Genomic DNA, 20,676 nt, shown 5'->3' with positions numbered 1-20,676 from the left:
AGTTGCTGTAATGCGTGGGCGGCCAGACTCGAGGCGAGCCCCTGGCACCTCACCGCTCGCCCGTCGCTGGAACTCCGGTCGCGTGTCCACGATGTACGCGTCGCCTCGCCGTACGGCGTCGAACGCCTCAGCTGGGTGGAGGCGAGGCAAGTGAGCCTGGATTTCGGCGACCCGGTCGTCGATGGACATCAGCTGCCACCGTTCCGGGCGGCGCCGGCGAGCTGGTCAGCGGCGGTGTCGACGTCGTCGGGCGTCGACCAGCGACCGAGTGACAGCCGGATCGCCGCCAGCGCACGAGGACGGTCGATGCCCATCGCGGACAGCACGGGCGATGGCTCTGGATCGCCGCTGTGGCACGCGGAGCCGGTGGAGGCCGCGATGTCCGGCGCGTTACGTAGCAACTCGGAGCCGATCGTTCCGGCGATGCTGATGTTGAGCGTGTTCGGCAGCCGCAGTCCGGCAGGACCATTGAGCAGCACGCGGCCGGGCAGCGCTTCGGTAAGCCGGTCGTGGAGCGTGTCGCGGAGTTTCTGGATCCGAGGCCGTTCGCCGAGGTGCTCCGACGCCAGCCGGGCCGCGGTGCCGAGCCCGACGGCCAGGGCGACGTTCTCGGTGCCGGCGCGCAGGCCGTTCTCCTGTCCGCCGCCGTGAACCAGCGGCTCCAGGCGTACGCCGGACCGGACGTACAGCGCGCCGATTCCCTTGGGTGCGTACATCTTGTGCCCGACGACCGTCACCAGATCGATGCCCAGGGCATCGGCATCGAACGGCAGTTTGCCCAGCTGCTGCGCGGCGTCGCAATGAAACAGCGCGTCGTGGTCCTGCGCGATGCGGGCGAGGTCGGCGATCGGTTGCAGGGCCCCGGTCTCGTTGTTGGCCGCCATGATGGACACCAGGACGGTTCGCGTGCTCAGCGCCGCTTCGAGGTCTCCCGGATCCACGAGGCCGGAGCTGTCGACCGGGAGATAGGTGACGTCGACGCCGTGCCATCGCTCCAGGGCGCGGCAGGTCTGCAGGACAGCCGGGTGTTCCGTGACCTGGGTGACGACGTGCGGGCGATCGATGCCGGCGGCAAGCGCGGCGCCGCGAATCGCGAGGTTGTCGGCCTCGGATCCCGAACCGGTGAACACGATCTGGCCGTCGCGTCCGCCGATCAGCGTGGCGATCTCCCGGCGGGCGCCGTCCAGAGCTGCTCGTGGCGCGGCGCCGTACTGATGGTCGCTGGACGGATTGCCGAAGGCATGGCTGAGGTAGGGCAGGATCGCGGCCGTGACCTCGGCGTCGATCGGCGTGGTGGCGTTGTGGTCGAGATAGATCATCGGGCACCTGCCCGCAGCTCACCGGTACGGCGGGGATGGGTCTCATACATGCGGAGCGCCACGACCAGACCCGACAGCGCCGTGACCGCGGCCACGACCCAGACGGCTGCCCGCAGTCCCCAGACGTCCGCGACCACTCCGGCCAGGATCGCGCCTACGGCGAAGCCGCCGTCGCGCCACAGCCGGTAGATCCCGACAGCCCGCGCGCGCCAGGCCGGATGCGCCACGTCGCCGATGCTGGCGAGCAGCGTCGGATAGACCATCGCGGTGCCGATCCCGAGCAGCACGGCCGCGACTGCCCAGCCCGTGAAGTCGTCGGCGAGGGCGACGCCGGCCAGCGCGAGCGCTTGGACGAGCATGCCGGCGGTGATCAGCCACTTGCGTCCCCACCGGTCCGAGAGAGGGCCCGTGACAAGTTGCCCAAGGCCCCAAACTGCCGGATAGAGGGCTGCCAGGATCCCGATCCGGGACACCGGCAGCCCGGCGGTGGCGAACAGGATCGGGAACAGTCCCCAGGCGAGGCCGTCGTTGAGGTTGTTGACCATCCCGGCCTGGCTGGCCGACGACAGCGCTGGCTCGCGCACGCTGGTCCGGGCGAAGACCTGCCGGTCGGAGAGCTCACCCGGAGTCCTGTGCCCCGCGGCCTCGAGGTGTGCGTGCCCGCGGGTCTCGTGGACGGCGAAGGCGGTCAGGCCGAGTCCGAGGGCGGCGTACGACAACCCGAGCAGGAACGGCGCGGGCCGCAGTCCGTAGTGGGCGGCGAGGTAGCCGGTGGCGAGCGCGGTGGCCGCCACGGCGAGGTACCCGGCGGCCTCGTTGAGGCCCATCGCCAGCCCCCGCCGATGCGGCCCGGCGAGGTCGATCTTCATGATCACCGTGGTCGACCAGGTCAGGCCCTGGTTGATGCCGAGCAGGACGTTCGCGGCGACCACCCAACCCCACGACGGCGCCCAGATGAGGAGCAGCGGCACGGGGACGGCGATCAGCCAGCCCGCCAGCAGCACCGGCTTGCGGCCGAAGCGGTCCGACCAAGTGCCGGCGAAGTAGTTGGCCGCCGCCTTGGTGACACCGAAGGCGAGGACATAGGTGAGCAGGAAGGTGTAGCCGGTCAGGTGGAAGGTCTCCTCGGCCAGCAGAGGTAGTACGGTCCGCTCCTGGCCGAGCATGCCCCCGACCAGCGCATTGACCGCTACCAGCAGGCTGAACTGGGCGAGGTTGGCGCGGATCCCGAGCCGCATCAGGTGGCCGCCAGGTCGCGACCGGTCGCGGCGGCCCAGTCCTCGACGCCACCTGTGAGTACGGCGAGATCCCCGTGGCCGGCGCGTTCGAGCAGGCTCGCTGCAGTCATGGCGCGCTCGCCGTGGCCACACATCACCGCCAACGCCTCGCGTCGTACCTCATCGGTCCGGCCGGCGAGCGCACCGAGCTCGATGTGCTGGGCATGCGGGAGATGGCCGGCCTCGAACTCGGAGTCCTGCCGCACGTCCAGCACCGCTCCGTCGATCTCCTCGGGGCCGACGAGCCGGGTGCGTGCGGTCTCCCCGTCCCACGCATCCATGCCGCCCGCGAGTTCCCCGGCCAGTCGATAGCCGATCTTCGCTGCCTGCCATGCAATCTCTGAGGCGTCTTGGTCGGGTCGCCGGACGATGATCAGTGGCCGGTCGTCCGGTGCGAGCCAACCGAGCCAGGATGCGAACGCGGCCCGCAGCGGGATCGACAACGCGCCGGGGACGTGGCCGGCCGAGTAGCCCTGCATCGGGCGTACGTCCACCAGTTCGGCACCCTGCGCCAGCATCGCGCGGACCGTGTGGACCGGGAGCGGTCGTATCGAGGGGTCGACCAGGGTCGAACCGCGGCGGTTGGCCTCGGCGAGCTTACGGAAGTAGGGCGGGAAGCTGCCGAGCGACCCGAGCAGTTCCTTCACGAACGCGTCCTCGCTGTCGAGTCGGAGCAGCGAGTTCGTTGCCTTCTCGTGTCCGATCGTGCTGACCCGATCCGCACCTGGGGGAGCCGAGCAGAACGAGCCGGCACCGTGCGTCGGCCACACGGCCACATCGTCGGGCAACTCGATCAGCCGTTGCAGAGATGCGTACTGCGCCCGGGCGAGCGACTCGGTCTGGTCGGGGGAGACGAGGTCCGTCCGAGCCGCGGCGCCGACGATCAGTGAGCCGCCGGTGAAGACGCCGAGCGGGCGATCGCCGTCAAGGAGCAGGAAGGCCAGGTGCTCGTGCGTGTGGCCCGGCGTGCCGAGAGCGCGGAGCCGTAGCCCGCCGAGGTCGACCTCGGCGCCGTCACGCAGACCGCGATGCCCGAACTCGCGCCGGCCGTCCGCCGAGGCGAGCACCTGGGCTCCTTGGCGTGCGGAGAGCAGGCGGGCGCCGGAGAGGAAGTCGGCGTGCAGATGCGTGTCGGCCGCGAACGCCACCGTCAACCCGCGCCGCTCAAGTGCCGCCGTTGCGGATCGCAGGTCGACGCTGACGTCGACCACCAAGGCCCGTCCGTCGCCCAGATCCACGAGGTACGACGAGTTGCCGAGTCCTTCGTCGACCAGGGGTACAACGGTCATCGTGTTCCGTTCCTGACGGCGAGCACCGACACGCTCTTCACGCCGTACGTCTTGCCGGCGTTGCGGGCCTGCTCGGAGATGAACTCGTACGGGTTGACCCGAACCTCCCGGATCGCGAAGCCGGCCGCCTCGATGGTGGCGACGTACTGCTGCTCCTGAGCGGCGCCGCCGATGCAGGACGCCCAGAGGTCGGCGTTGCACACGATCGAGTCCTTCAGTTGCGTCTCGCTGACGATGTCGGCGATCGCCAGTCGGCCCCCGGGTTTGAGCACCCGCGCGGCCTCGGCGAACACGACCGCCTTGTTCGCGCAGAGGTTGATCACGCCGTTGGAGATCACGCAGTCGACGGCCTCGTCGGGCACCGGCAGGCTCTCGATCCGGGCAGCGTGAAACTCCACCTGGAGGAGGCCGGCCTCGCCGGCCAGGCGTCGGGCCTTGTCGATCTGCTCGGGCGTGAAGTCGACACCGATCACGCTTCCGGCGCGACCGACGAATCCGGCCGCGTAGAACGCGTCCATGCCCGAGCCGCTGCCGAGGTCGAGCACGGCCTCACCTGCCCGCAGGTCGGCCAGGTCGAAAAAGTAGCCGACGCCGGCGAACGACTCCACCGCCGGACCCGGCAGAGCGGCCAGCCGGACCGGCTCGTAGCCGACGCGGAGGGCGAGCTGCTCGCCCAGCTCGAAGTGGAAGTCGCCGCGCGGATTCTCCGCTACCTGGCGATACAGCTGCTTGACCTTCGTCACCAGCTCCGTGGTGTCCGGCGTCGCTGCCATCGCTCCCCCTCCGCCCTTGTTCAAGGAATTACTTGAATAAGACCTCGGGGCCTGCTGTATTGTCAAGAGAAGACTTGAATAGGCAGGTCAGGAGGCTGGGATGGGTGATCACGCGGCGAAGGCGGGGCTGTTCGACGCGCTGGCGGAGGCGGCGAAGGCACTGGGGAACGGCCGGCGTGCCGAGTTGATCGACGTCCTGGCGCAGGGGGAGCGGCCGGTCGAAGAACTCGCGGCCGAGATCCACCAGTCCGTCGCGAACACCTCTCACCACCTTCAGCGGTTGCTGCGCTGCGGCCTGGTCCGGACTCGCCGGTCCGGGACGCACGTCTACTACGCGCTCGCCGGCCCGGCGGTTGCGATGCTGTGGAGCGCGATGCGGACAGCCGCCGAGGAGCATGTGACCGGCCTCGAGCGACTCGCCCAGGACTACCTCGGCGACCGGGATTCGCTCGAGACCATGACCCGCGACGAGTTGACGAAGCGCCTTCGGTCGGGCGACGTCGTCGTACTGGATGTGCGGCCGGCACCGGAGTATGCGTCCGGCCATCTGCCCGGCGCGATCTCGCTGCCGGTCAACGAACTCGAGGAGCGCTTGGGGGAGGTGCGCAGCGGAGCGCAGGTAGTGGCGTACTGCCGTGGACCGTACTGCGTCTATGCCGACGACGCGGTGCGGCTCCTCGCCAAGAACGGCCGGACAGCTTATCGGCTCGAAGACGGCTTCCCCGAATGGTCCATCGCAGGCCTACCGGTGGAGAGGTGAGCGCTGTTCCACATGCTGCGCAGAACCCGCTCCAACCGTGCCCGACGCCACCGGCTGGACAGTAGCTCGGGCCGGGCTCTCTGAGGAGCCTCGCCGGAGCCGGGCGGAGCGGGCAGCGCGGCGAGTTCTTCGAGCTCGTCACCCATGGCGGAGTTGAGGTCGAGCAGCAGGCCGGGGATCTCCGAATCGGTCCACTGGTGGCCTGCGATCACCTCCGTCACGTTGAACAGCGCGAGGGACAGCGCGTCGCGGGTCGCCTGGTACCCGGCGAGGGCATCGCGCTCGTCCGTACCGTCGCGGATCACGGCGACGATCGCGCGCGCGAGCAACTCGGCGTCGCGCATCGCGTCGGTCAGGCCGTGTGAGGTGATGGGATCCTTGAAGTAGCCGGCGTCGCCGACCAGCGCCCAGCCACGACCCCAGGAGCGACGGATATACCCGGGATGGCCGGTGAACGTCCGCAGGGCGGCCGGCGGCGTCGCGACGGCCAGCCGCTCGGCAAGGTCGCCGGAGGTCTGCGCGACGATCCGGATGAGTGGGTCCAGGCCGCCTCGGCCGATCCGCCGGGGCGAGGCATTGGCGAAGACGCATGCCTGGCCGTGGTTGGTCGGGATCACGCCGGACGCGGCGTCCGGACGAAAGTTCCACTCGTAGCCGTCGGTCTCGAGCCCGGTCCAGTACCCGTACGTCGTGGCGGCGGCCGATCGGCCGAGGCGTTCGTACGGCGCGCCGACCGCCTCGGCGATCGTGGAGCGGATGCCGTCGGCGCCGACGACGATGCGGGCACCGACGCGCAGGACCTGTCCGTTGCCGGCTCGGACGGTCACACCTGTGACGCGGCCGCGAGTGTCGCGGTCGACGCCGATCACAGCGACTCCGAACCGCACGTCGGCCCCAGCGTGGCCGGCCGCGTCGGCGAGGATCGGGTCGAGCACGGTGCGTCTCGGTGCGTAGAGGGCGTCGACTCCGTAGGAGGACTTGATGCTGATCGGAACCACCTCCGCGCCGTACCGGAAGGTGGCGGTACGTACCGGCGGCGTGCCCGCGGCGATGACCCGGTCGAGCAGCCCCCACCGGGAGAGTTGCAGCACGCCGCTGCGCATGAGGGCGTGCGTGGACAGAGTGTCGGCGCCGTACCGGCCGCGATCGACGAGCAGGACGCGCAGGCCGTGCCGGGCGAGCAGATGGGCGGTCGCCGCGCCGGCAGCACGAGCGCCAACTACCACGACGTCATAGGCGAGCATGTGTTCTCTCCTGGAAGGTCAGTCTCGTGCGGCGTCGACGTCGATGGAGACGGGCACGCCGTTGGAGATGATGTCGAGTACGGCGGAACGCCGGCGCGATTGCTCGAGGACCTTGCGGAGCTTCTCCGGGTCGTCACCCCTGAGGACGAAGCTGACCTTGATCTGCTGGTAGCCGTTCCGGACCTCGTCGGACAGTCCGAGGATCCCCAGCAAGTCGATGTCACCTTCGACCGTCGAGGAGACCTCGGTGAGCGTGACGCCACGAGCGGCGGCGATGTTGGCCAGACCTGCGGTCAGGCAGGCGGCCAGAGCGTGGAGCACGTACTCGACCGGGGTCGGACCGTTGTCGCGTCCCACCAGTACGGCGGGGTGGTCGGCGTCGAAGTGAAAGGTGTGCTCGTGGGCGCGCTCCTCGCCGACGCCGTGGAAGCCGCGGATGGTGCTGCGGCTGTGGGTTCCGCTGATCCACTCGTTGCTCGCGCGGAACTGGAACTTCGCCGCCGCGGGTGCAGCCTGGACCGCGTCGAGGGTGGCGAAGAGAGCGGCGGTGTCGACGCCGTTGCGGGTCGATTCGTTCGCCGTGGTGGTCATGGTGGTTCTCCTTCGGTGTGAGTTTCCTGAGCCGGGTGATCTGACGACTTGGGAAGCGTGCACCGCGCGGATGTGACGCTGGCTGTGACGACCCTGCGACCGGACGGCCGGCGGCGGATACTGGGAAACGTGTCGGCAACACTCGCGATTCACCTGCTTGGCGAGCCGCACGTGACCAGCGGCGGGGAACCGCACCCTGCGCCGCGCGGACGCAAGGGATGGGCGCTGCTCGCCTATCTGCTCACGACCGCCTCGGCGCCCAGCCGCGAGTGGCTCGCCGAGTTGCTCTTCGCGGACGACGACGACCCGCTGAACGCGTTGAGCTGGAACCTCAGCCAGGTGCGCCGGCTTCTGGGGCCGGAGTCCACCATCATCGGCGGCCCGGTGGAACTTCGGTTGCCGCCTGGCACCTTCGTCGACGTACGCGCCCTGACGACGGGGACCTGGGTCCAGGCCCTCCGCGTTCCTGGGCTGGGCCGCGAACTCCTGGAAGGTATGGCGTTCCCGTCGAGTCCGGCGTTCGAGGCGTGGCTGCTTGCTGAGCGGCGCCGGTTCTCGGCGGCCGCGGAGAACGCGCTGCGCGAGGCGGCACGGGCCAAACTGGCAGTTGGCGACGCGGAGCGGGCTGTGCGGCTGGCCATTCGAGTTGTCGCCGCCAGCCCGCTCGACGAGGAAGCCCAAGAACTGCTCATCCGCGCGTACGCCGCCGCCGGCGACCGGGCTGCAGCGCGACGTCAAAGGGATTCGTGCGTCGCGTTGTTCCGCCGCGAGCTCGGCACGGATCCCGGGCAGGCGATCCTCGACGCCGCCGACCCGAGCCCGTCGCCTGAAGCGCGCGAGCAACCGCCGTCTGTCGCCGGCGTGACCGCAGGACTGGAGACCGGGATCGCCGCGATGGACGCCGGTGCGGTTGACGCCGGCGTGGCCGCCCTACGCCAGGCAGTTGCGCAGGTGCACGAGATCGACGACCCAGGCCTTCAAACGAAGGCGCTCGTCGCACTCGGCTCGGCGCTCGTGCACGGCGTCCGCGGTCGCGATGGCGAAGGAGCCGGCGTACTGCTGGAAGCCATCGAGGTCGCGCACCGCGTCGACGACGACACATCGGCCGCGCAGGCATACCGCGAACTCGGCTATGTCGAGCTTCTTCGCGGCCGCTATGACCGGGCTCAGCGCTGGCTCCACGAAGCGGTTTCGCTCGCCGGCGACGACCCGGCCGAACAGGCATGGGCCCATGCCATCCAAGGAGTGGCCCTGACCGATGTCGGCAGGCACACCGACGCCTTGCACGAGTTGGAGGAGGCGTTGCGGCTGGCCCGGGCTGCCGACGTCGGCTCGGTGGAGGCCTGGGCGTTGACCTTCATCGGCCGCAGCCGTCTGCTGCGCCGCGAGCTCATTCCCGCACGCAAGGCACTCGAGGCCGCCTTGGCAGTGGCGCGACAACTGCGTTGGACGGCGTTCGTCCCGCTGCCCGAGTCGCTACTCGCGGACGTCGACCTGGCCGAGGGAAACACGGATGCCGCGGCCTCGGCGTACGACCATGCCTACGCGCTGTCGCTCCAGCTCGGCGACCCGTGCTGGGAAGGACTCGCAGCACGCGGGAAGGGCCTCGTCGCGGACCGCCGCGGAGACACGGAGTCGGCGATGCGCTGGGTTACCGAGGCGCGCATGCGCTGTATCCGGCTGCCAGACGCCTGGCTCTGGGTCGAAGGCTACTGCCTCGACGCCCTGTGTGCGCTCGCGATCGAACGCGGCCGAGGCGACGCGACGCAGTGGGCTGCTGACCTCGAGGCTCTCGCGACGCGGACCGGGATGCGTGAACTCGTGGCCCGCGCCTACCTGCATCGCAGCCGCAGTGGCGATCGAGCGGCGGGCGACGCCGCCGCGGTCCTCGCCGCCGAGGTCGACAACCCAGCAGTCCTCCGCACCGACTGACCTCACCGACGGCGTCGATTTCAGCGACCGCCTCCAGGCCCTGAAACCCCGACCGCCGACTGGTCATCAACGTTGCTATGGGCAAATTCCTGCTCCGTCACAGCTACGTGGCCTGCGTACAGGTGGTGGACCCATCGCCTCGTCGGCGTGGAACAGTCCGGTACGGCGAGGGCTGGTGGTCGTGGTGCATTCCCGGCCGGCCCGGCTGATGTCGCACCCAGGAGTGACGGTGCCGGCGTTCGTGGTCAGCCTCTTCGGCCTGTACTTCACCGGCCTGTTCGACCTGGCGATGTCCAGCCATCGCGGCCACCAGTTGATGCTGATCCACTTCCTTCTGGTCGGGCTGCTGTTCTTCGGCCCGATCCTGCGCGTCGACCCGTGGCCCCGCCGTACGGCGCCCGGTCTCCGGCTGGTCGAGATGCTGCTGGCCGTGCCCTTCCATGCGTTCTTCGGCGTCATCGTGATGCAGGCAGCGGCTCCGCTCAGTGCGACGCTGGCCGAGTCAGCCCGCCGGCTCGGCGTGGATCCGCTGTCCGACCAGTCGACAGCGGGCGGCGTGGCCTGGGGCTTCGGCGAGGCGCCGATCGTGCTCGTCACGCTTGTCGTCTTCGCCCAGTGGCTGCCCGCCGACCGGCGGGAGGCCGCCCGGCTGGATCGTCAGGCAGATCGCGACGGCGACGCCGCGCTGGCGGCCTACAACGCGAAGCTTCAGCGCCTCCGGGCGTCGGCGTCCGGTCGCTGACCGGGCCGGATCAGGCCGGTTTCGTAGGCGAGGATGACGACCTGGATCCGGTCGCGGAGGCCGAGTTTCATCAGCAGCCGCTTGACGTGGGTGCGGACGGTGGACTCCTCGACGACGAGCTCGGCGGCGATCTCGCGGTTGGAGAGTCCGCGGGCGACCTGGGTGAGGACGTCGCGTTCGCGCGGGGTGAGCACCTCGAGCTGCTCGAGCGCCGTCCGATCCACGACGGGTGGTTGCTGTTCCCGGGCGACGTGTTCGATCAGCAACCTGGTGACCGAGGGGGACAGCAGTGCGTCGCCGGCGTGAACGGCGTGCACGGCGGCGATGAGGTCTTCCGGGCGCGTTCGCTTGACCAGGAAGCCGGAGGCGCCGGCACGCAGCGCGCCGAACACGTACTCGTCGTGCTCGAACGTGGTCAGGATGAGGACCTTCGCCGAGGGCGCCACGCGCAGCACCTCGCGGGTCGCGGCGATGCCGTCCAGGTCGGGCATCCGGACGTCCATCAGCACCACGTCCGGCGCTACCGCGGCGGCCTGGTCGATGGCCTGCTGCCCGGTGCCGGCTTGCCCGGCGATCTCGATGGCCGGGTCCGCGGTCAGCAGTTCGGCCAGGCCGGCGCGCATCAGGTCCTCGTCGTCGACGATGAGTACGCGTGTCATCCGGCCGGCAGCCTCGCGCGGAGCTCGAACGCTTCCGTCGTACGGCGAGTGACGACGCTCCCTCCGGCCAGGGCGGCCCGCTCCTGCATTCCGACGAGACCGTGCCCGCCGGTGGCGCCGGACGTTCCGGGCTCCGGGCCGATCGGGTTCGTGACGAGCAGTTCCACGACGTCGCCGTCGTACGTCACCAGCACGTCGGCCCGGCCTGCGCCGTACTTCGCCGCGTTCGTGAGTGCTTCCTGGACGATCCGGTACGCCGCCCGGTCTGTGGCCGCAGGCAACGGCCTGGGCTCACCGGTACGGCGCAGGGTCACCGGCCGGCCGGATCGGGCGTGCCGGGAGACGAGCAGTTCGAGTGTCGCCAGGCCGCCGGCCGGCTCGGTGTCGGTGGCCCCCGGCGTCCGGAGGGTTCGAACCGTGTCGTCGATCTCGGCGGCAGTCTGGCGGGCGAGGTCCTCGATGGCCTGGAGTGCGGCGAGGGAGCGATCGGGATCGGCGTGATGCCGTAACCGGGCCGCGCCGGCGCGGACCGCGATCAGGGTGATCGCGTGCCCGGCCGAGTCGTGCAGGTCACGCGCGATCCGGGCGCGCTCCTCGGCCACCGCGAGCAGGCGTTCCCGGGTGGCGTCCCGCTCGATCCGGTCGGCCCGGGCGCGGAGCTCGTCGAGCTGTTCGCGCCGGAGCCGGTGGCGGTCGCCCGCGAACCAGGCCGCGCCCCAGAGGAGACCGGCATGGAGCAGCTCGGTGACTGGTGGTCGCTGTTGCGAGATCCAGGCCGCGATCAAGTAGCTGAGCAGAAGTGCCACTGTGAGCGAGGTGGTCCGGCCGGTCCACGGAGCGGCGCGCGTCCGGGTCGTGGCGACCAGGTAGAGCGCGACGGCTGGTCCGGGGTTGAGCTCGATCGTCTGGCCCGCCGCGGCGAGCAGTGTGTTGAAGACGGCGGTCAGAACGAGCACCGCCACTGGCGAGCGCCGCCAGGCAACCAGAGGCAGGCACGAGCCGAGTGTCAGCGCGACCTGCACGGCTGTCACGTCCGGCGTCGGCTCGGGCTGTGAGCCGATGCTGTGCCAGAGCTGGACGAGGGCGGCGGCCGATGCGAGCAGGGTCACGGCGACGTCGAGCGCCCGCGGAACCGCAGGATTCGCGGGCGACCTGGGGTGCGCCGTGTGGCCGGACATGGTCTGCCGAGCGTATCGGCCGCCGTGCCGGGACTACGTCACCCAGCAGGGTGATCTTCGTGGACTCCGCGGGGACGTCGGAGATCGCCCTGGCGGGAGATTCGCGGGGTGCCGGTGCCGGGGGAGGCTGGGGCCGATGACCGGAGCTGGAAAGGAACAGAGATGGGACCTTGGCCGGAACGGGCCGGCGCAGAGCGTCTGCGCCGGTGGCTGACGATCGCGGCGGTCGCAGTACTGGTGCTGCTTCTGCTCGTCGTGGCGATGATGCTGGCCCGCGGGACCGGCGGGCACGGACCCTCGCGGCACGGGAGCGAGGCGCAGAGTCGTGCGACGGTGGTTCTGCTCGACGGGTTGACGCGATGAGTGGCCCGGACACGATCGCGCTGCAGGCTGTCGGCAAGACCTACCGGACGGCTGCCGGTGACTTCACCGCCTTACGGGGCATCGATCTTCACATCCGCAGCGGGGAGTTCGTCGCGGTGGTAGGCCGGTCCGGGAGCGGGAAGACGACGATGCTGAATCTGCTCGCCGGTATCGACCGGGCCACGTCGGGGACTGTGGAGGTCGCCGGGACCGATCTGGGCGGGCTGTCGGAGTCCGATCTGGCGGCTTGGCGCGGGCGGACAGTGGGCCTGGTCTTCCAGTTCTTCCAGCTGCTGCCGACGTTGACCGTCATCGAGAACGTGCTGCTGCCGATGGACTTCGCGAATCAAGTCGCACCGGGGGACCGGTACGGACGTGCTCGCGACCTCCTGGACCGGATCGGGATCGGCGATCAGGCGGACAAGCTGCCGATGGCGCTGTCCGGCGGTCAGCAGCAGCGCGCGGCGATCGCCCGCGCGCTGGCGAACGACCCGCCGCTGCTGTTGGCCGACGAGCCGACCGGCAACCTCGACTCGGCCACTGCCGACGCAGTCCTCGAGCTGTTCGCCGGCCTGAACGCCGAGGGCCGGACCATCGTCGTGGTCACTCATGAGACCGACATCCGCTCGCTGGTGAGTCGTGAGATCACGATCCAGGACGGCCTGATCCGCAGCGACCTCGATGCGGCCGGGGTCGTGCGATGAGTGGCCTGCTGCGCCGCAAACTGCGGCGGGACGTCCGCACGAACTGGTCTCGGTTCGCGCTGATGGTCGTCGCTCTCGTGGTGAGCCTGACGGTGTTCAGCGGCATGCTGTTCGCGTGGAGCTCGATCGGCCGCGAGACCAGCGCTGCGTACCTGAGGACCGAGCCCGCGTCGGCGACGATCGTGTTCGCGGAGGGGCTCGACGAGCCAGCGATGGCAGCCGCGGTGGCCACCGTGCGCGGCCTGCCGGGAGTGATCGCGGCGACCGGGCGGACCCAGTTCGACACCGAGGTGGAAGTCGCGGGAGCCTCCCGGCCCTATCCGTTGCAGGTCTTCGTGGCCGGCCCGGACGATCCGATGCGGCTGGCGAAGTTCGACCTGACCGGACCGGCCTGGCCACCTGCGGACGGCGAGATCCGGCTCGGAGGTGACTCGCTCGAGCTGGTCGGCGTCGCCGTCGGCGACTCGATCCGGCTGCGCTTGCCGACTGGGCGCACCGTGAGCCTGCGGGTGGGTGGAACGGTGTACGACCCCAGCCTGGCGCCGTCGCCGCAAGAGCAACGCGGTCGCGGATATGTGTCGTCCGGCGCTGTCGGACCGGTGCGCTTCGACCAGCTCAAGTTGCAGGTGGCGGATCCGGGCGGCACGGTCGCGAGCGACGATCGCGACCGGATCGTTGCCGTTGCCAACGAGGTCGGTGAGGCGCTGCAGCAGCGGTACGGCGTACGGGTGGCCGAGATCCAGGTTCCCGAGCCGTATGCGCATCCGCATCAGTGGCAGGCCGACGTACTGCTGCTCACGCTCCTGGTCGGCGCCGGGGCCGCCTTACTGCTGAGCACGATGCTGGTCGCCACAATGCTGAACAACCTGTTCACCCAGCAGATCCCGCAGATCGGCATCCTGAAGGCCGTCGGTGCCCGAGCGGGGGTCATCGGCCGGGGCTACTTGGCGTTGACGGTCGCCGTCTCGTCGGTCGCCACACTGCTCGCCTTCGGGCCGGCGGTGTTGATCGGGCGATCCTTCCTGCGGATGCTGCTGGACATGCTGGGCGTCGTACCGGTCAGTCTCGCCGCGCCCGCCTGGGCGATCGTGGTCGCGGTGGCTGTCGGCGTCGCGCTGCCTCCGCTGGTTGCGTCGGTTCCGCTGGTGAAGGCGAGCAGGACCACGGTCCGTGCCGCGATCGACCACCGTGGCACCGGTCGTGGAGCGGGGCGGGCTTCGGGGATCGTGGCGACATTGAGCCGGAGCCGGAGGATCAACCGAGCGCTGCTGCTGGCGTTGCGGAACACCGTGCGACGCCCGGCGAGGTTCTGGCTGTCGGCGGGCCTCTTGGCCTCTGCGGGCGCGGTCTTCGTCAGCGGCATGTCGTTGACGGCAGGGACCGAGGCGGCTACGCAAGAGCAGGTCGCGCAGCGCGATTGGGATGTCGATGTGCGGCTTGTCCAGCCGGTCGCGACCGATCGGCTGACCGAGCTGATGCGTTCGTTGCCCGGTGTCGCTGGCGTCACGGGAGCGGACGTCGTACAGACCGCGGTCGCGCGTCCAGGTCGCCTTCCGGTGACGCGCACGTATCCCGACCAGGGTCACGGCAGCATCCGGCTGGTCACCGTCCCTGGTGGCGGCGGGGCCGCGCGGAAGCTGCTGGCTGGCCGGTGGCTTCAGCCGGGGGAGAAGGGCGCGGTGGTGCTGAGCCAAGTCACCCTGAAGAACACGGTCCCGGATCTTGCGGTCGGCGACTCGCTGGACCTGGTGACCGAGACCAGGACATCCACCTGGCGGGTCGTCGGGATCGTCGAGGAACGAGGAGATGGCGCGGTGTACGCGACGAGCGAGGGATTCGCGGCGGCCAACGGGCGTCCGGTCGAGGCGAACGAGTTGCGCGTCGTCACCGACGCACACGACGAAGCGTCGCGTACGGCGACCGCGGACGCGATCGGTAAGACACTGACGGCCGCGGGTATCCAGGTCGCCTCGTCCGCGTCCGTCAGCCGCAGCGAAGCCATCAGCGCCGGGCACACAGATCCCATCGTGCTGGTGCTCGTCGGGGTGGCGCTGCCGCTGGGCATCATCGGGATGATCGGCCTCGCCAGTACGACGTCTGCGAACGTGCTCGACCGCACTCGCGAGTTCGGCGTCCTGCAGGCGATCGGGGCGCGGCCGCGGTCGGTCCGGCGGATCGTCCAGACCGAGTCTGTCCTGCTCGCCCTCGCCAGCTGTGTGATCGCGATCGGGCCGGCGCTCGCACTCGTCGCCGTACTCGGGAACGGGTTGGGGAACCTGTTCATGTCGGCTCCGTTGCCGTTCCGGGTGTCGCTGCCGGCAGTCGCACTGTGGACCGCGCTGGCCGTGCTCGGTTCCGTCCTGGCCACTGAGGCGGCCGCGACCCGCTCGTCCCGGATCACGGTCCGGGAGGCCCTCGCCTATCTGTGACACCCACGATCGAGGAGAAGAACACATGGGACTCGGACAGCGATTCCTCGGCAGCCGCCACGGCCACGGCGATGACGGCAGTGGGGGGACACATCGAGCACGCGCGCCGCTACGAGCTCGCCGCCGCGATCGGCTTCGCCGGTCAGCGCGCCCGGGTGTACGACGGACTGGTCCGGCTCGCCGATGTCCGGGCCGGCGACCAGGTCCTCGACATCGGTTGTGGAACCGGATACCTGACCCGCCGGGCTGCCATGGCTGCCGGACCGTCGGGCCGAGTCGTCGGCATCGATCCGTCACCCGATGTCGTTGCCTATGCCAACGAGCATGCGCCCACGAACACGTCGTTCCAGCTGGCCGGCGCGGAGCGGCTGCCGCTCGGGGAGGCGACCTTCGACGTGGTGGTCACGAGCCTGGCGATCCACCACATCCCGCCTGCGGATCGGGGGTCGGCCTTCGCCGAGATGTTCCGCGTGCTGAAGCCGGGCGGGCGGCTGCTCGTCGCGGATTTCCGCCCGCCGCGCGGCCGGGTGCTGAACCATCTGATCGGCGCCCTGAGCGGGCACGCCATGCAACACAACCCGATCGACGAACTTCCCGCCCTGATCACCTCAGCCGGCTTCGACGTCGCCGAAACAGGCGACCGACGCCCGTTCCTCCGCTTCGTCCGAGCCAACCGGCCGTGACCGCCGGAGCCGTGGGCGCGGGCGGCTGAGCCGAGGCCCAGCCGCCCGCGGTGTTCAGCGGTGGTGTGAGACGAGGTCGTGGGCGGGGGTGGAGTCGGGGGCGAGGGGCTCGGCGTGGATGGTGGCGGACGTAAGGCGCCGTACGCCGTGAACCAGCTCTTGCTCGACCTGGTGGCTGAGGTGATGGGCTTCGACGAGTGAGGTGCCGGAGTCGACCGCGATGCGGGCCTCGGCGCGGAGGCTGTGGCCGAGCCAGCGCAGCCGGATGTCGTTGACGTCGATGACCCCGGGGGTGGAGCGGATGACCTGCTCCGTCTGGTCCACCAGTGCGGGATCGACTGCGTCCATCAAGCGGCGGTAGACCTCGCGGGCGGCGTCGCGGAGGACGAACAGGATCGCGATCGTGATCAGCAGGCCGATGATCGGGTCCGCGAGGGAGAAGCCGAGCCAGGCGCCGGCGGCGCTGAGGACGACGGCGAGGCTGGTGAAGCCGTCGGTGCGGGCGTGCAGACCGTCGGCGACCAGGGCGGCCGAGCCGATCTTGCGGCCGGTGCGGATCCGGTACTGCGCGACGATCTCGTTGCCGAGGAACCCGACCACGCCGGCGACCGCGAGGACGCCGAGGTGCTTGACCTCGCCGGGATTGATGAACCGCATGACCGCCTCGTAGCCGGCGTACGCGGCGGAGGCGGCGATCAGCACCACCACGACGATTCCGGCGAGGTCCTCGGCCCGCCCGTACCCGTAGGTGTAGCTACGGGTCGCGAGCCGGCGGCCGACGATGAAGGCGATCGCCAACGGGATCGCGGTGAGCGCGTCGGCGTAGTTGTGCAGGGTGTCGCCGAGCAGCGCGACGGAGTTGGTGAAGTAGACGACCACGGTCTGGATGAGCGCGGTGACGATGAGGCCGGCGAAGCTGATCTTCAGGCAGCGCATCCCTTCCCGGCTGGCCTCCAGCGCAGAGTCCACCTTGTCGGCGCTGTCGTGCGAGTGCGGGACGAAGATCTCCTTGAGCTTGCCCAGAAGACCGTCGTGGTGGTCGTGCCCATGACCATCTCCGTGGCCATGTCCGTGACCATGCCCGTGGCCGTGACCAGCCTGCGCCGGTGCCGCGTGCTTCTTGCAGTTTCCGTGCGTAGATGGCGTCTGGGACGGCCGGGTTCCGGGAACCCGGCCGTCTCGACCTATCAGCCGGGCGAACCGGCTTGCCGGACGTGGTTCGCCGACTGCTTCGCGTCTCCGGCTACGTGCTGGGCGGCCGACTTGCTCTCGTCCGCTAGCTCGCCGGCCGCCTGGGAGGCGGACTGCTTGACCTGCTCGACCGCTTCTTGGGCGGGCTCCTGCAGATGGTCCTTGACCTCCTGCGCCACTTGAGCTGCCTGTTCCTTCACCGGGCCGGCCGCGTCCATCGCCTTGTCCTTGGCCTCCTGCGCGAACTCACGTTCCTTGGTGGACGCCGGCAGTGCGGCGGCCACGACCCAGCCGGCCGCGAAGGCGATGACTCCGGCGGCCAACGGCGTACCCCGTGTTCGTGCCCGGCCGATGTCCGGTGCCGAACCAACCGCGTCGCCGATCTTGGCGCCGGCATCCCGTACCGTCGATGTCACCGAACCGGCCGTGTCGCCGACGGAGTCCACCGACCCCATCACCTGCTCCTTCAGTCGATGTACGCCGGAGCGAGCCCGGTCCACCCGCCGTCCGACGACCCGGCCGGGGCTGACCTTCTCGGTCAAGGCGTCGACGTCGCGGCCGACGTTACGCCGCGTCTCCTCGATGTCTCGCTTCAGCTGTTCCGGGTCTTCAGCCATTTCGCGTCCTCCTTGAGTGATTCGACCGTCTGGTCGGGTTTCGGGTTGACCTCCTGCAGTTCCTTGCGTCCCGTCGACGCCAGTACGGCGGCGACGATCGCCCAGACCGCCGCGACGATCAGCGCCGACCAGACAAGGTGTATGACCTCGCCCAGCGCCCACATCACGCCCAGGGAGACGAACAGCCCGACCATCCAGCCGGCGAAAGCCGCGCCCCCGAGCATGCCCGCTCCCTTGCCGGCCTTCTTCGCTTCCACCTGGAGCTCGGACTTCGCCAGCGCCAGCTCCTGGCGGGTCAGCTGCCCCAGGTCGGTGGTCAGCTGGGACACGAGCTGACCGACCGAGTCGTCCATCGACAGCCGGTTCGGACCGCTGTCGGGTGGTGATCCGCCGACAGTCATTTCACTGGCCCGATCCGGGGCTGAACCTGGGTGTCACCGGCGCCCCGGGATCCGGGTCGGGTGCCACCGGTGTGGGCGCGGGCGGCGGCGCCGAGGTAGGAGCCACTGGAGGGAAGGTCGTCGATGCGGGTGGGACGGGATAGTCGTCACCGACGGAGTTGATTGCCCCGTTGCCGGTAGCCATCGAGTCCGGCGTGGACGCCGTACTGCCGCCCGCCGCGAGGGCGCGGGTCAGCCGGCCGGCGACGATACCGGCTGCTGCGGCGGCCAGCAGGAACGTGCCCGGCTTGCGCCGTGCATATCCGCGGACCTGCTCGAGCAGGTCGCCGGGCTCGTGATTCTGCAGGAATTCCGCCGCCTGATCCGTGAACTCGGCGCCGCGCTGCGCCAGTTGAGCACCCAGGCCGGACTGGCCGTGCTCGGCCATCCCGCGCAGCTCGTCACCGATCGAGCGCAGGCTCTGCGTGGCCCGTTCCTTCTGCTGACTCGTCTGCTGGACGAGCTCGTCGCGTGTCTGACCGGCCATCCGCCGGGCCTCGTGGCCGAGACCCGACTTCACCTCCGATGCCTTGTCCTTGACGGTCCCGGCAACCTGGCGAGCCGCCTCGGTCGAGGTTTCCTTCAGTTGCCCGGCCTCGTCCCGGGCTGTACCCGCCACACCTTCCGCGGGTGGACTGGAGACATCCAGCCGGTGGTTTGTCGTGGGCGTCATGTGACTGCTCCTTCCAGAAGCATGAATGGGTGTTTGGGCAAACGCGCGCGACTGATCCGCCGACGGCGCCGGCGACAGTCGTTGAGTGATGGAGGCGCGGGATCCTTACCGCGCATCAAGGAAGCTCGGCGGCACACTGTCGTACCGCCGCTGAACTGGCCGACCTGTACCCAGGCCCGAACCCACTACCCCTGAACACACCAACAAGTGCTCAACGTCGGCTGGGGATGACTGCCGCCGCAGCATCTGGTCATGTGATAGGTACGGCTGCCTTGCGCCAGGGTCGTGGCATCACCTGGTCCGGTCAGGAACTTCGCGGTCCTCGGGGCGGCCATGGCGGAGGCCAGAGTGACCTCGTAGCGCCCTCCGGAGGCGCCACTGCACCATCACGTCCAATTCTCGTCCCGCCAGGCGCGGAGATCGCGGCGCCTAACTGAGCGTCCTTAGGGCAGGAAGCGGTCGATGGCGCGTAGGAGGCGGCCGACGACGGGCCGGTCGTGCCAGCCGCGGCCAATCACGGCTTCGCGGGTCTGCCGGATGCCGGATCTCAGTCGGCCTGCCCAGGAGGGGTTGAGTAGGTCGTGTCGTTCGGCGGCTCGCACTTGCAGGTCGCGTGCACAGCCAAGACAGATGCCGACCTCAGGCCGTGACCTGAGGCGCACCAGATTCTGTTCGTCGTACTCCGAGTCGCAGCACCAGCACAGCGACCCCTCCGGTACAGCAGTCATGACGGGGTCCTCGATCCTGTCTTGCGGTGGTGGTGCCTGCGTTCCAGGGCGTCGACGGGGGCGAACACCAGGCAACCGATCTGGTCGTCGCGACCGAGCACCAGGTTCGAGACGGCCAACACCTCACAGCTGGCGTAGCGGCGGGCCGCGGCAATCAGCATCGACGCCCCGTAAAAGATCATCGCTGCGTCGCTCGTGGCCGACAACGCCGGCAGGTACCACGGCGTCAGGTACAAGGCGGCGACCACCGCCAGGTTCACCACGCTCGCCACCGGGCCGGTCGCGTGTACCGGTGCCGGATGGCGTCGCGTCCACCACCGTTGCCACGCCAGCAACAGCGCCGGGAACCCGACCAGGCCGAGCACCTCCGAGCCGCCGAAATCGATCGGGTACGGCGGTCCCAGGACCGCCCACAACAAGTACCCGCCGAGCAACAGTCGCGCCGCAACTCCCCACGGCCCGATCTGACTACAAGATCCGCCGGCACCTGCCGTAACGCCATGCCCTGCCGAAGCATCCACAGTGCCCATCACACGCCTCCAGACATCGCTAGCTGACCTGCAGCGTGCAGGCCGTACCCAAGTCCAGGGTCAAGGTGTCGACGCGCCGGTCAGGCCAGGATCAGGGCACGTTCAGGGTTCGATGAGCCGTCTGTAACACGATGGTTACCGTAACTGATGGGTTACGCTTGCGGAGTGATGGCTGAGGCCGAGCGGGATCCGTTTGCGGCGTTGGGGGATCCGACGCGGCGGCGGATTCTCGAGTTGCTGGCTGACGAGCCGCGGTCGGTCGGGGAGTTGGCCGGGGAGTTGCCGGTCAGCCGGCCGGCGGTGTCGCGGCATCTGCGGCTGCTCAAGGAAGCCGGGCTGGTCGAGGAGGTGCCCGAGGGCACCAGACGGATCTATCACCTGCACGAGTCCGGCGCTGAGATCGTGCAGGCGTACCTGCTGCAGGTGTGGGGCGAGGCGGTCGGGCGGCTCAAGTTGCTGGCCGAGAACACGCGGCCGTCCGGGGGAGCGGAATGATCGAGCCGCTGCGCGTCGAGGTCGAGCTGGACTGCTCGGTCGAGCACGCGTTTGCGACG

21 protein-coding genes are annotated in these 20,676 nt (G+C 69.8%); 8 read left to right on the top strand and 13 right to left on the bottom strand.

All coding sequences use genetic code 11. From position 1 onward, the window contains the following. Positions 1-188 precede the first annotated feature (188 nt). From AB0H36_RS31775 to AB0H36_RS31760, 4 genes are read right to left on the bottom strand one after another with little or no spacing between them, the layout of a single operon-like run. Positions 189-1,319: a cysteine desulfurase family protein gene (locus AB0H36_RS31775; RefSeq protein ID WP_360531886.1), complete on the bottom strand. Its 1,131-nt coding sequence runs from the start codon at positions 1,317-1,319 to the stop codon at positions 189-191. Beyond that, positions 1,316-2,557, bottom strand: coding sequence for an MFS transporter (locus AB0H36_RS31770; RefSeq protein ID WP_360531884.1), 1,242 nt, complete (start codon positions 2,555-2,557; stop codon positions 1,316-1,318). The genes AB0H36_RS31775 and AB0H36_RS31770 overlap by 4 nt, the downstream gene beginning before the upstream one ends. Continuing rightward, positions 2,557-3,885 carry an MBL fold metallo-hydrolase gene (locus tag AB0H36_RS31765; protein WP_360531881.1) on the bottom strand — a complete coding sequence of 443 codons (1,329 nt, stop codon included), beginning with the start codon at positions 3,883-3,885 and terminating at the stop codon, positions 2,557-2,559. The genes AB0H36_RS31770 and AB0H36_RS31765 overlap by 1 nt, the downstream gene beginning before the upstream one ends. Beyond that, entirely contained in the window at positions 3,882-4,658 is a 777-nt protein-coding gene (locus AB0H36_RS31760; RefSeq protein ID WP_360531878.1) for a methyltransferase domain-containing protein, read from the bottom strand. The genes AB0H36_RS31765 and AB0H36_RS31760 overlap by 4 nt, the downstream gene beginning before the upstream one ends. A 100-nt stretch (positions 4,659-4,758) precedes the next feature. Between AB0H36_RS31760 and AB0H36_RS31755 the strand changes: the two genes are divergently transcribed. Continuing rightward, positions 4,759-5,418, top strand: a complete 660-nt coding sequence (locus tag AB0H36_RS31755; RefSeq protein ID WP_360531875.1) for a metalloregulator ArsR/SmtB family transcription factor — start codon at positions 4,759-4,761, stop codon at positions 5,416-5,418. Here the strand turns inward: AB0H36_RS31755 and AB0H36_RS31750 are convergent. Both AB0H36_RS31750 and AB0H36_RS31745 read right to left on the bottom strand, forming a co-directional pair. Further along, positions 5,358-6,662 (bottom strand): NAD(P)/FAD-dependent oxidoreductase, encoded by a 1,305-nt coding sequence (locus AB0H36_RS31750; protein ID WP_360531872.1) that lies wholly within the window; start codon positions 6,660-6,662, stop codon positions 5,358-5,360. The genes AB0H36_RS31755 and AB0H36_RS31750 overlap by 61 nt on opposite strands. Before the next feature lie 18 nt (positions 6,663-6,680). After that, positions 6,681-7,253 carry an OsmC family protein gene (locus AB0H36_RS31745; RefSeq protein WP_360531869.1) on the bottom strand — a complete coding sequence of 191 codons (573 nt, stop codon included), beginning with the start codon at positions 7,251-7,253 and terminating at the stop codon, positions 6,681-6,683. Positions 7,254-7,382: 129 nt separating this feature from the next. Between AB0H36_RS31745 and AB0H36_RS31740 the strand changes: the two genes are divergently transcribed. Both AB0H36_RS31740 and AB0H36_RS31735 read left to right on the top strand, forming a co-directional pair. Then, positions 7,383-9,185 carry a BTAD domain-containing putative transcriptional regulator gene (locus AB0H36_RS31740; RefSeq protein ID WP_360531866.1) on the top strand — a complete coding sequence of 601 codons (1,803 nt, stop codon included), beginning with the start codon at positions 7,383-7,385 and terminating at the stop codon, positions 9,183-9,185. Next, complete coding sequence (locus AB0H36_RS31735) at positions 9,067-9,927, top strand: cytochrome c oxidase assembly protein (protein WP_360531863.1); 861 nt, start codon at positions 9,067-9,069, stop codon at positions 9,925-9,927. The genes AB0H36_RS31740 and AB0H36_RS31735 overlap by 119 nt, the downstream gene beginning before the upstream one ends. Here the strand turns inward: AB0H36_RS31735 and AB0H36_RS31730 are convergent. Next, positions 9,894-10,586 carry a response regulator transcription factor gene (locus tag AB0H36_RS31730; protein ID WP_360531860.1) on the bottom strand — a complete coding sequence of 231 codons (693 nt, stop codon included), beginning with the start codon at positions 10,584-10,586 and terminating at the stop codon, positions 9,894-9,896. The genes AB0H36_RS31735 and AB0H36_RS31730 overlap by 34 nt on opposite strands. After that, the gene (locus tag AB0H36_RS31725) at positions 10,583-11,764 is read right to left on the bottom strand and encodes a histidine kinase (RefSeq protein WP_360531857.1); all 1,182 of its coding nucleotides are present in this window, start codon (positions 11,762-11,764) and stop codon (positions 10,583-10,585) included. The genes AB0H36_RS31730 and AB0H36_RS31725 overlap by 4 nt, the downstream gene beginning before the upstream one ends. A gap of 162 nt (positions 11,765-11,926) precedes the next feature. Between AB0H36_RS31725 and AB0H36_RS31720 the strand changes: the two genes are divergently transcribed. The 4 genes from AB0H36_RS31720 to AB0H36_RS31705 all read left to right on the top strand — a co-directional run bounded on the left by AB0H36_RS31720 (position 11,927) and on the right by AB0H36_RS31705 (position 15,943). Next, on the top strand, positions 11,927-12,127 hold the full coding sequence (locus AB0H36_RS31720; RefSeq protein WP_360531854.1) for a hypothetical protein: 201 nt from the start codon (positions 11,927-11,929) through the stop codon (positions 12,125-12,127). Next, the gene (locus AB0H36_RS31715) at positions 12,124-12,831 is read left to right on the top strand and encodes an ABC transporter ATP-binding protein (protein ID WP_360531851.1); all 708 of its coding nucleotides are present in this window, start codon (positions 12,124-12,126) and stop codon (positions 12,829-12,831) included. Before AB0H36_RS31720 ends, AB0H36_RS31715 begins: the two co-directional genes overlap by 4 nt. Next, positions 12,828-15,260, top strand: coding sequence for an ABC transporter permease (locus tag AB0H36_RS31710; RefSeq protein WP_360531848.1), 2,433 nt, complete (start codon positions 12,828-12,830; stop codon positions 15,258-15,260). The genes AB0H36_RS31715 and AB0H36_RS31710 overlap by 4 nt, the downstream gene beginning before the upstream one ends. 71 nt (positions 15,261-15,331) lie before the next feature. Beyond that, the gene (locus tag AB0H36_RS31705; RefSeq protein ID WP_360531845.1) at positions 15,332-15,943 is read left to right on the top strand and encodes a class I SAM-dependent methyltransferase; all 612 of its coding nucleotides are present in this window, start codon (positions 15,332-15,334) and stop codon (positions 15,941-15,943) included. 54 nt (positions 15,944-15,997) lie between these two features. On the opposite strand, the gene AB0H36_RS31700 is transcribed toward AB0H36_RS31705, so the two are convergent. From AB0H36_RS31700 to AB0H36_RS31680, 5 genes are all read right to left on the bottom strand, one after another. After that, positions 15,998-16,912: a cation diffusion facilitator family transporter gene (locus AB0H36_RS31700; RefSeq protein ID WP_360531842.1), complete on the bottom strand. Its 915-nt coding sequence runs from the start codon at positions 16,910-16,912 to the stop codon at positions 15,998-16,000. 218 nt (positions 16,913-17,130) lie between these two features. Then, positions 17,131-17,751 carry a DUF3618 domain-containing protein gene (locus AB0H36_RS31695; RefSeq protein WP_360531839.1) on the bottom strand — a complete coding sequence of 207 codons (621 nt, stop codon included), beginning with the start codon at positions 17,749-17,751 and terminating at the stop codon, positions 17,131-17,133. Then, entirely contained in the window at positions 17,727-18,152 is a 426-nt protein-coding gene (locus tag AB0H36_RS31690) for a phage holin family protein (protein WP_360531836.1), read from the bottom strand. Before AB0H36_RS31690 ends, AB0H36_RS31695 begins: the two co-directional genes overlap by 25 nt. A 1-nt stretch (position 18,153) precedes the next feature. Then, positions 18,154-18,864, bottom strand: coding sequence for a hypothetical protein (locus AB0H36_RS31685; RefSeq protein ID WP_360531833.1), 711 nt, complete (start codon positions 18,862-18,864; stop codon positions 18,154-18,156). A gap of 724 nt (positions 18,865-19,588) precedes the next feature. Further along, positions 19,589-20,122: a hypothetical protein gene (locus AB0H36_RS31680; RefSeq protein WP_360531831.1), complete on the bottom strand. Its 534-nt coding sequence runs from the start codon at positions 20,120-20,122 to the stop codon at positions 19,589-19,591. Between the two features lie 168 nt (positions 20,123-20,290). On the opposite strand from AB0H36_RS31680, the gene AB0H36_RS31675 reads away from it, so the two are divergent. After that, a complete protein-coding gene (locus AB0H36_RS31675) occupies positions 20,291-20,617 on the top strand; it encodes a metalloregulator ArsR/SmtB family transcription factor (protein ID WP_360531828.1) in 327 nt (108 codons plus the stop codon). The last annotated feature ends 59 nt before the right edge of the window (positions 20,618-20,676 follow it).

This window comes from Kribbella sp. NPDC050820 (genome assembly GCF_040653975.1).
GTDB lineage: Bacteria > Actinomycetota > Actinomycetes > Propionibacteriales > Kribbellaceae > Kribbella.
The sequence above is the reverse complement of the archived record's forward strand: the minus strand, read 5'-3'. Positions and strand labels throughout refer to the sequence as shown.

Coding starts and splice junctions, on each gene's coding strand:
- AB0H36_RS31775 (WP_360531886.1), bottom strand. CDS start 1,319: ATGATCTATCTCGACCACAACGCCACCACGCCGATCGACGCCGAGGTC.
- AB0H36_RS31770 (WP_360531884.1), bottom strand. CDS start 2,557: ATGCGGCTCGGGATCCGCGCCAACCTCGCCCAGTTCAGCCTGCTGGTA.
- AB0H36_RS31765 (WP_360531881.1), bottom strand. CDS start 3,885: ATGACCGTTGTACCCCTGGTCGACGAAGGACTCGGCAACTCGTCGTAC.
- AB0H36_RS31760 (WP_360531878.1), bottom strand. CDS start 4,658: ATGGCAGCGACGCCGGACACCACGGAGCTGGTGACGAAGGTCAAGCAG.
- AB0H36_RS31755 (WP_360531875.1), top strand. CDS start 4,759: ATGGGTGATCACGCGGCGAAGGCGGGGCTGTTCGACGCGCTGGCGGAG.
- AB0H36_RS31750 (WP_360531872.1), bottom strand. CDS start 6,662: ATGCTCGCCTATGACGTCGTGGTAGTTGGCGCTCGTGCTGCCGGCGCG.
- AB0H36_RS31745 (WP_360531869.1), bottom strand. CDS start 7,253: ATGACCACCACGGCGAACGAATCGACCCGCAACGGCGTCGACACCGCC.
- AB0H36_RS31730 (WP_360531860.1), bottom strand. CDS start 10,586: ATGACACGCGTACTCATCGTCGACGACGAGGACCTGATGCGCGCCGGC.
- AB0H36_RS31725 (WP_360531857.1), bottom strand. CDS start 11,764: ATGTCCGGCCACACGGCGCACCCCAGGTCGCCCGCGAATCCTGCGGTT.
- AB0H36_RS31720 (WP_360531854.1), top strand. CDS start 11,927: ATGGGACCTTGGCCGGAACGGGCCGGCGCAGAGCGTCTGCGCCGGTGG.
- AB0H36_RS31715 (WP_360531851.1), top strand. CDS start 12,124: ATGAGTGGCCCGGACACGATCGCGCTGCAGGCTGTCGGCAAGACCTAC.
- AB0H36_RS31710 (WP_360531848.1), top strand. CDS start 12,828: ATGAGTGGCCTGCTGCGCCGCAAACTGCGGCGGGACGTCCGCACGAAC.
- AB0H36_RS31705 (WP_360531845.1), top strand. CDS start 15,332: ATGACGGCAGTGGGGGGACACATCGAGCACGCGCGCCGCTACGAGCTC.
- AB0H36_RS31695 (WP_360531839.1), bottom strand. CDS start 17,751: ATGGCTGAAGACCCGGAACAGCTGAAGCGAGACATCGAGGAGACGCGG.
- AB0H36_RS31690 (WP_360531836.1), bottom strand. CDS start 18,152: ATGACTGTCGGCGGATCACCACCCGACAGCGGTCCGAACCGGCTGTCG.
- AB0H36_RS31685 (WP_360531833.1), bottom strand. CDS start 18,864: ATGACGCCCACGACAAACCACCGGCTGGATGTCTCCAGTCCACCCGCG.
- AB0H36_RS31680 (WP_360531831.1), bottom strand. CDS start 20,122: ATGGGCACTGTGGATGCTTCGGCAGGGCATGGCGTTACGGCAGGTGCC.
- AB0H36_RS31675 (WP_360531828.1), top strand. CDS start 20,291: ATGGCTGAGGCCGAGCGGGATCCGTTTGCGGCGTTGGGGGATCCGACG.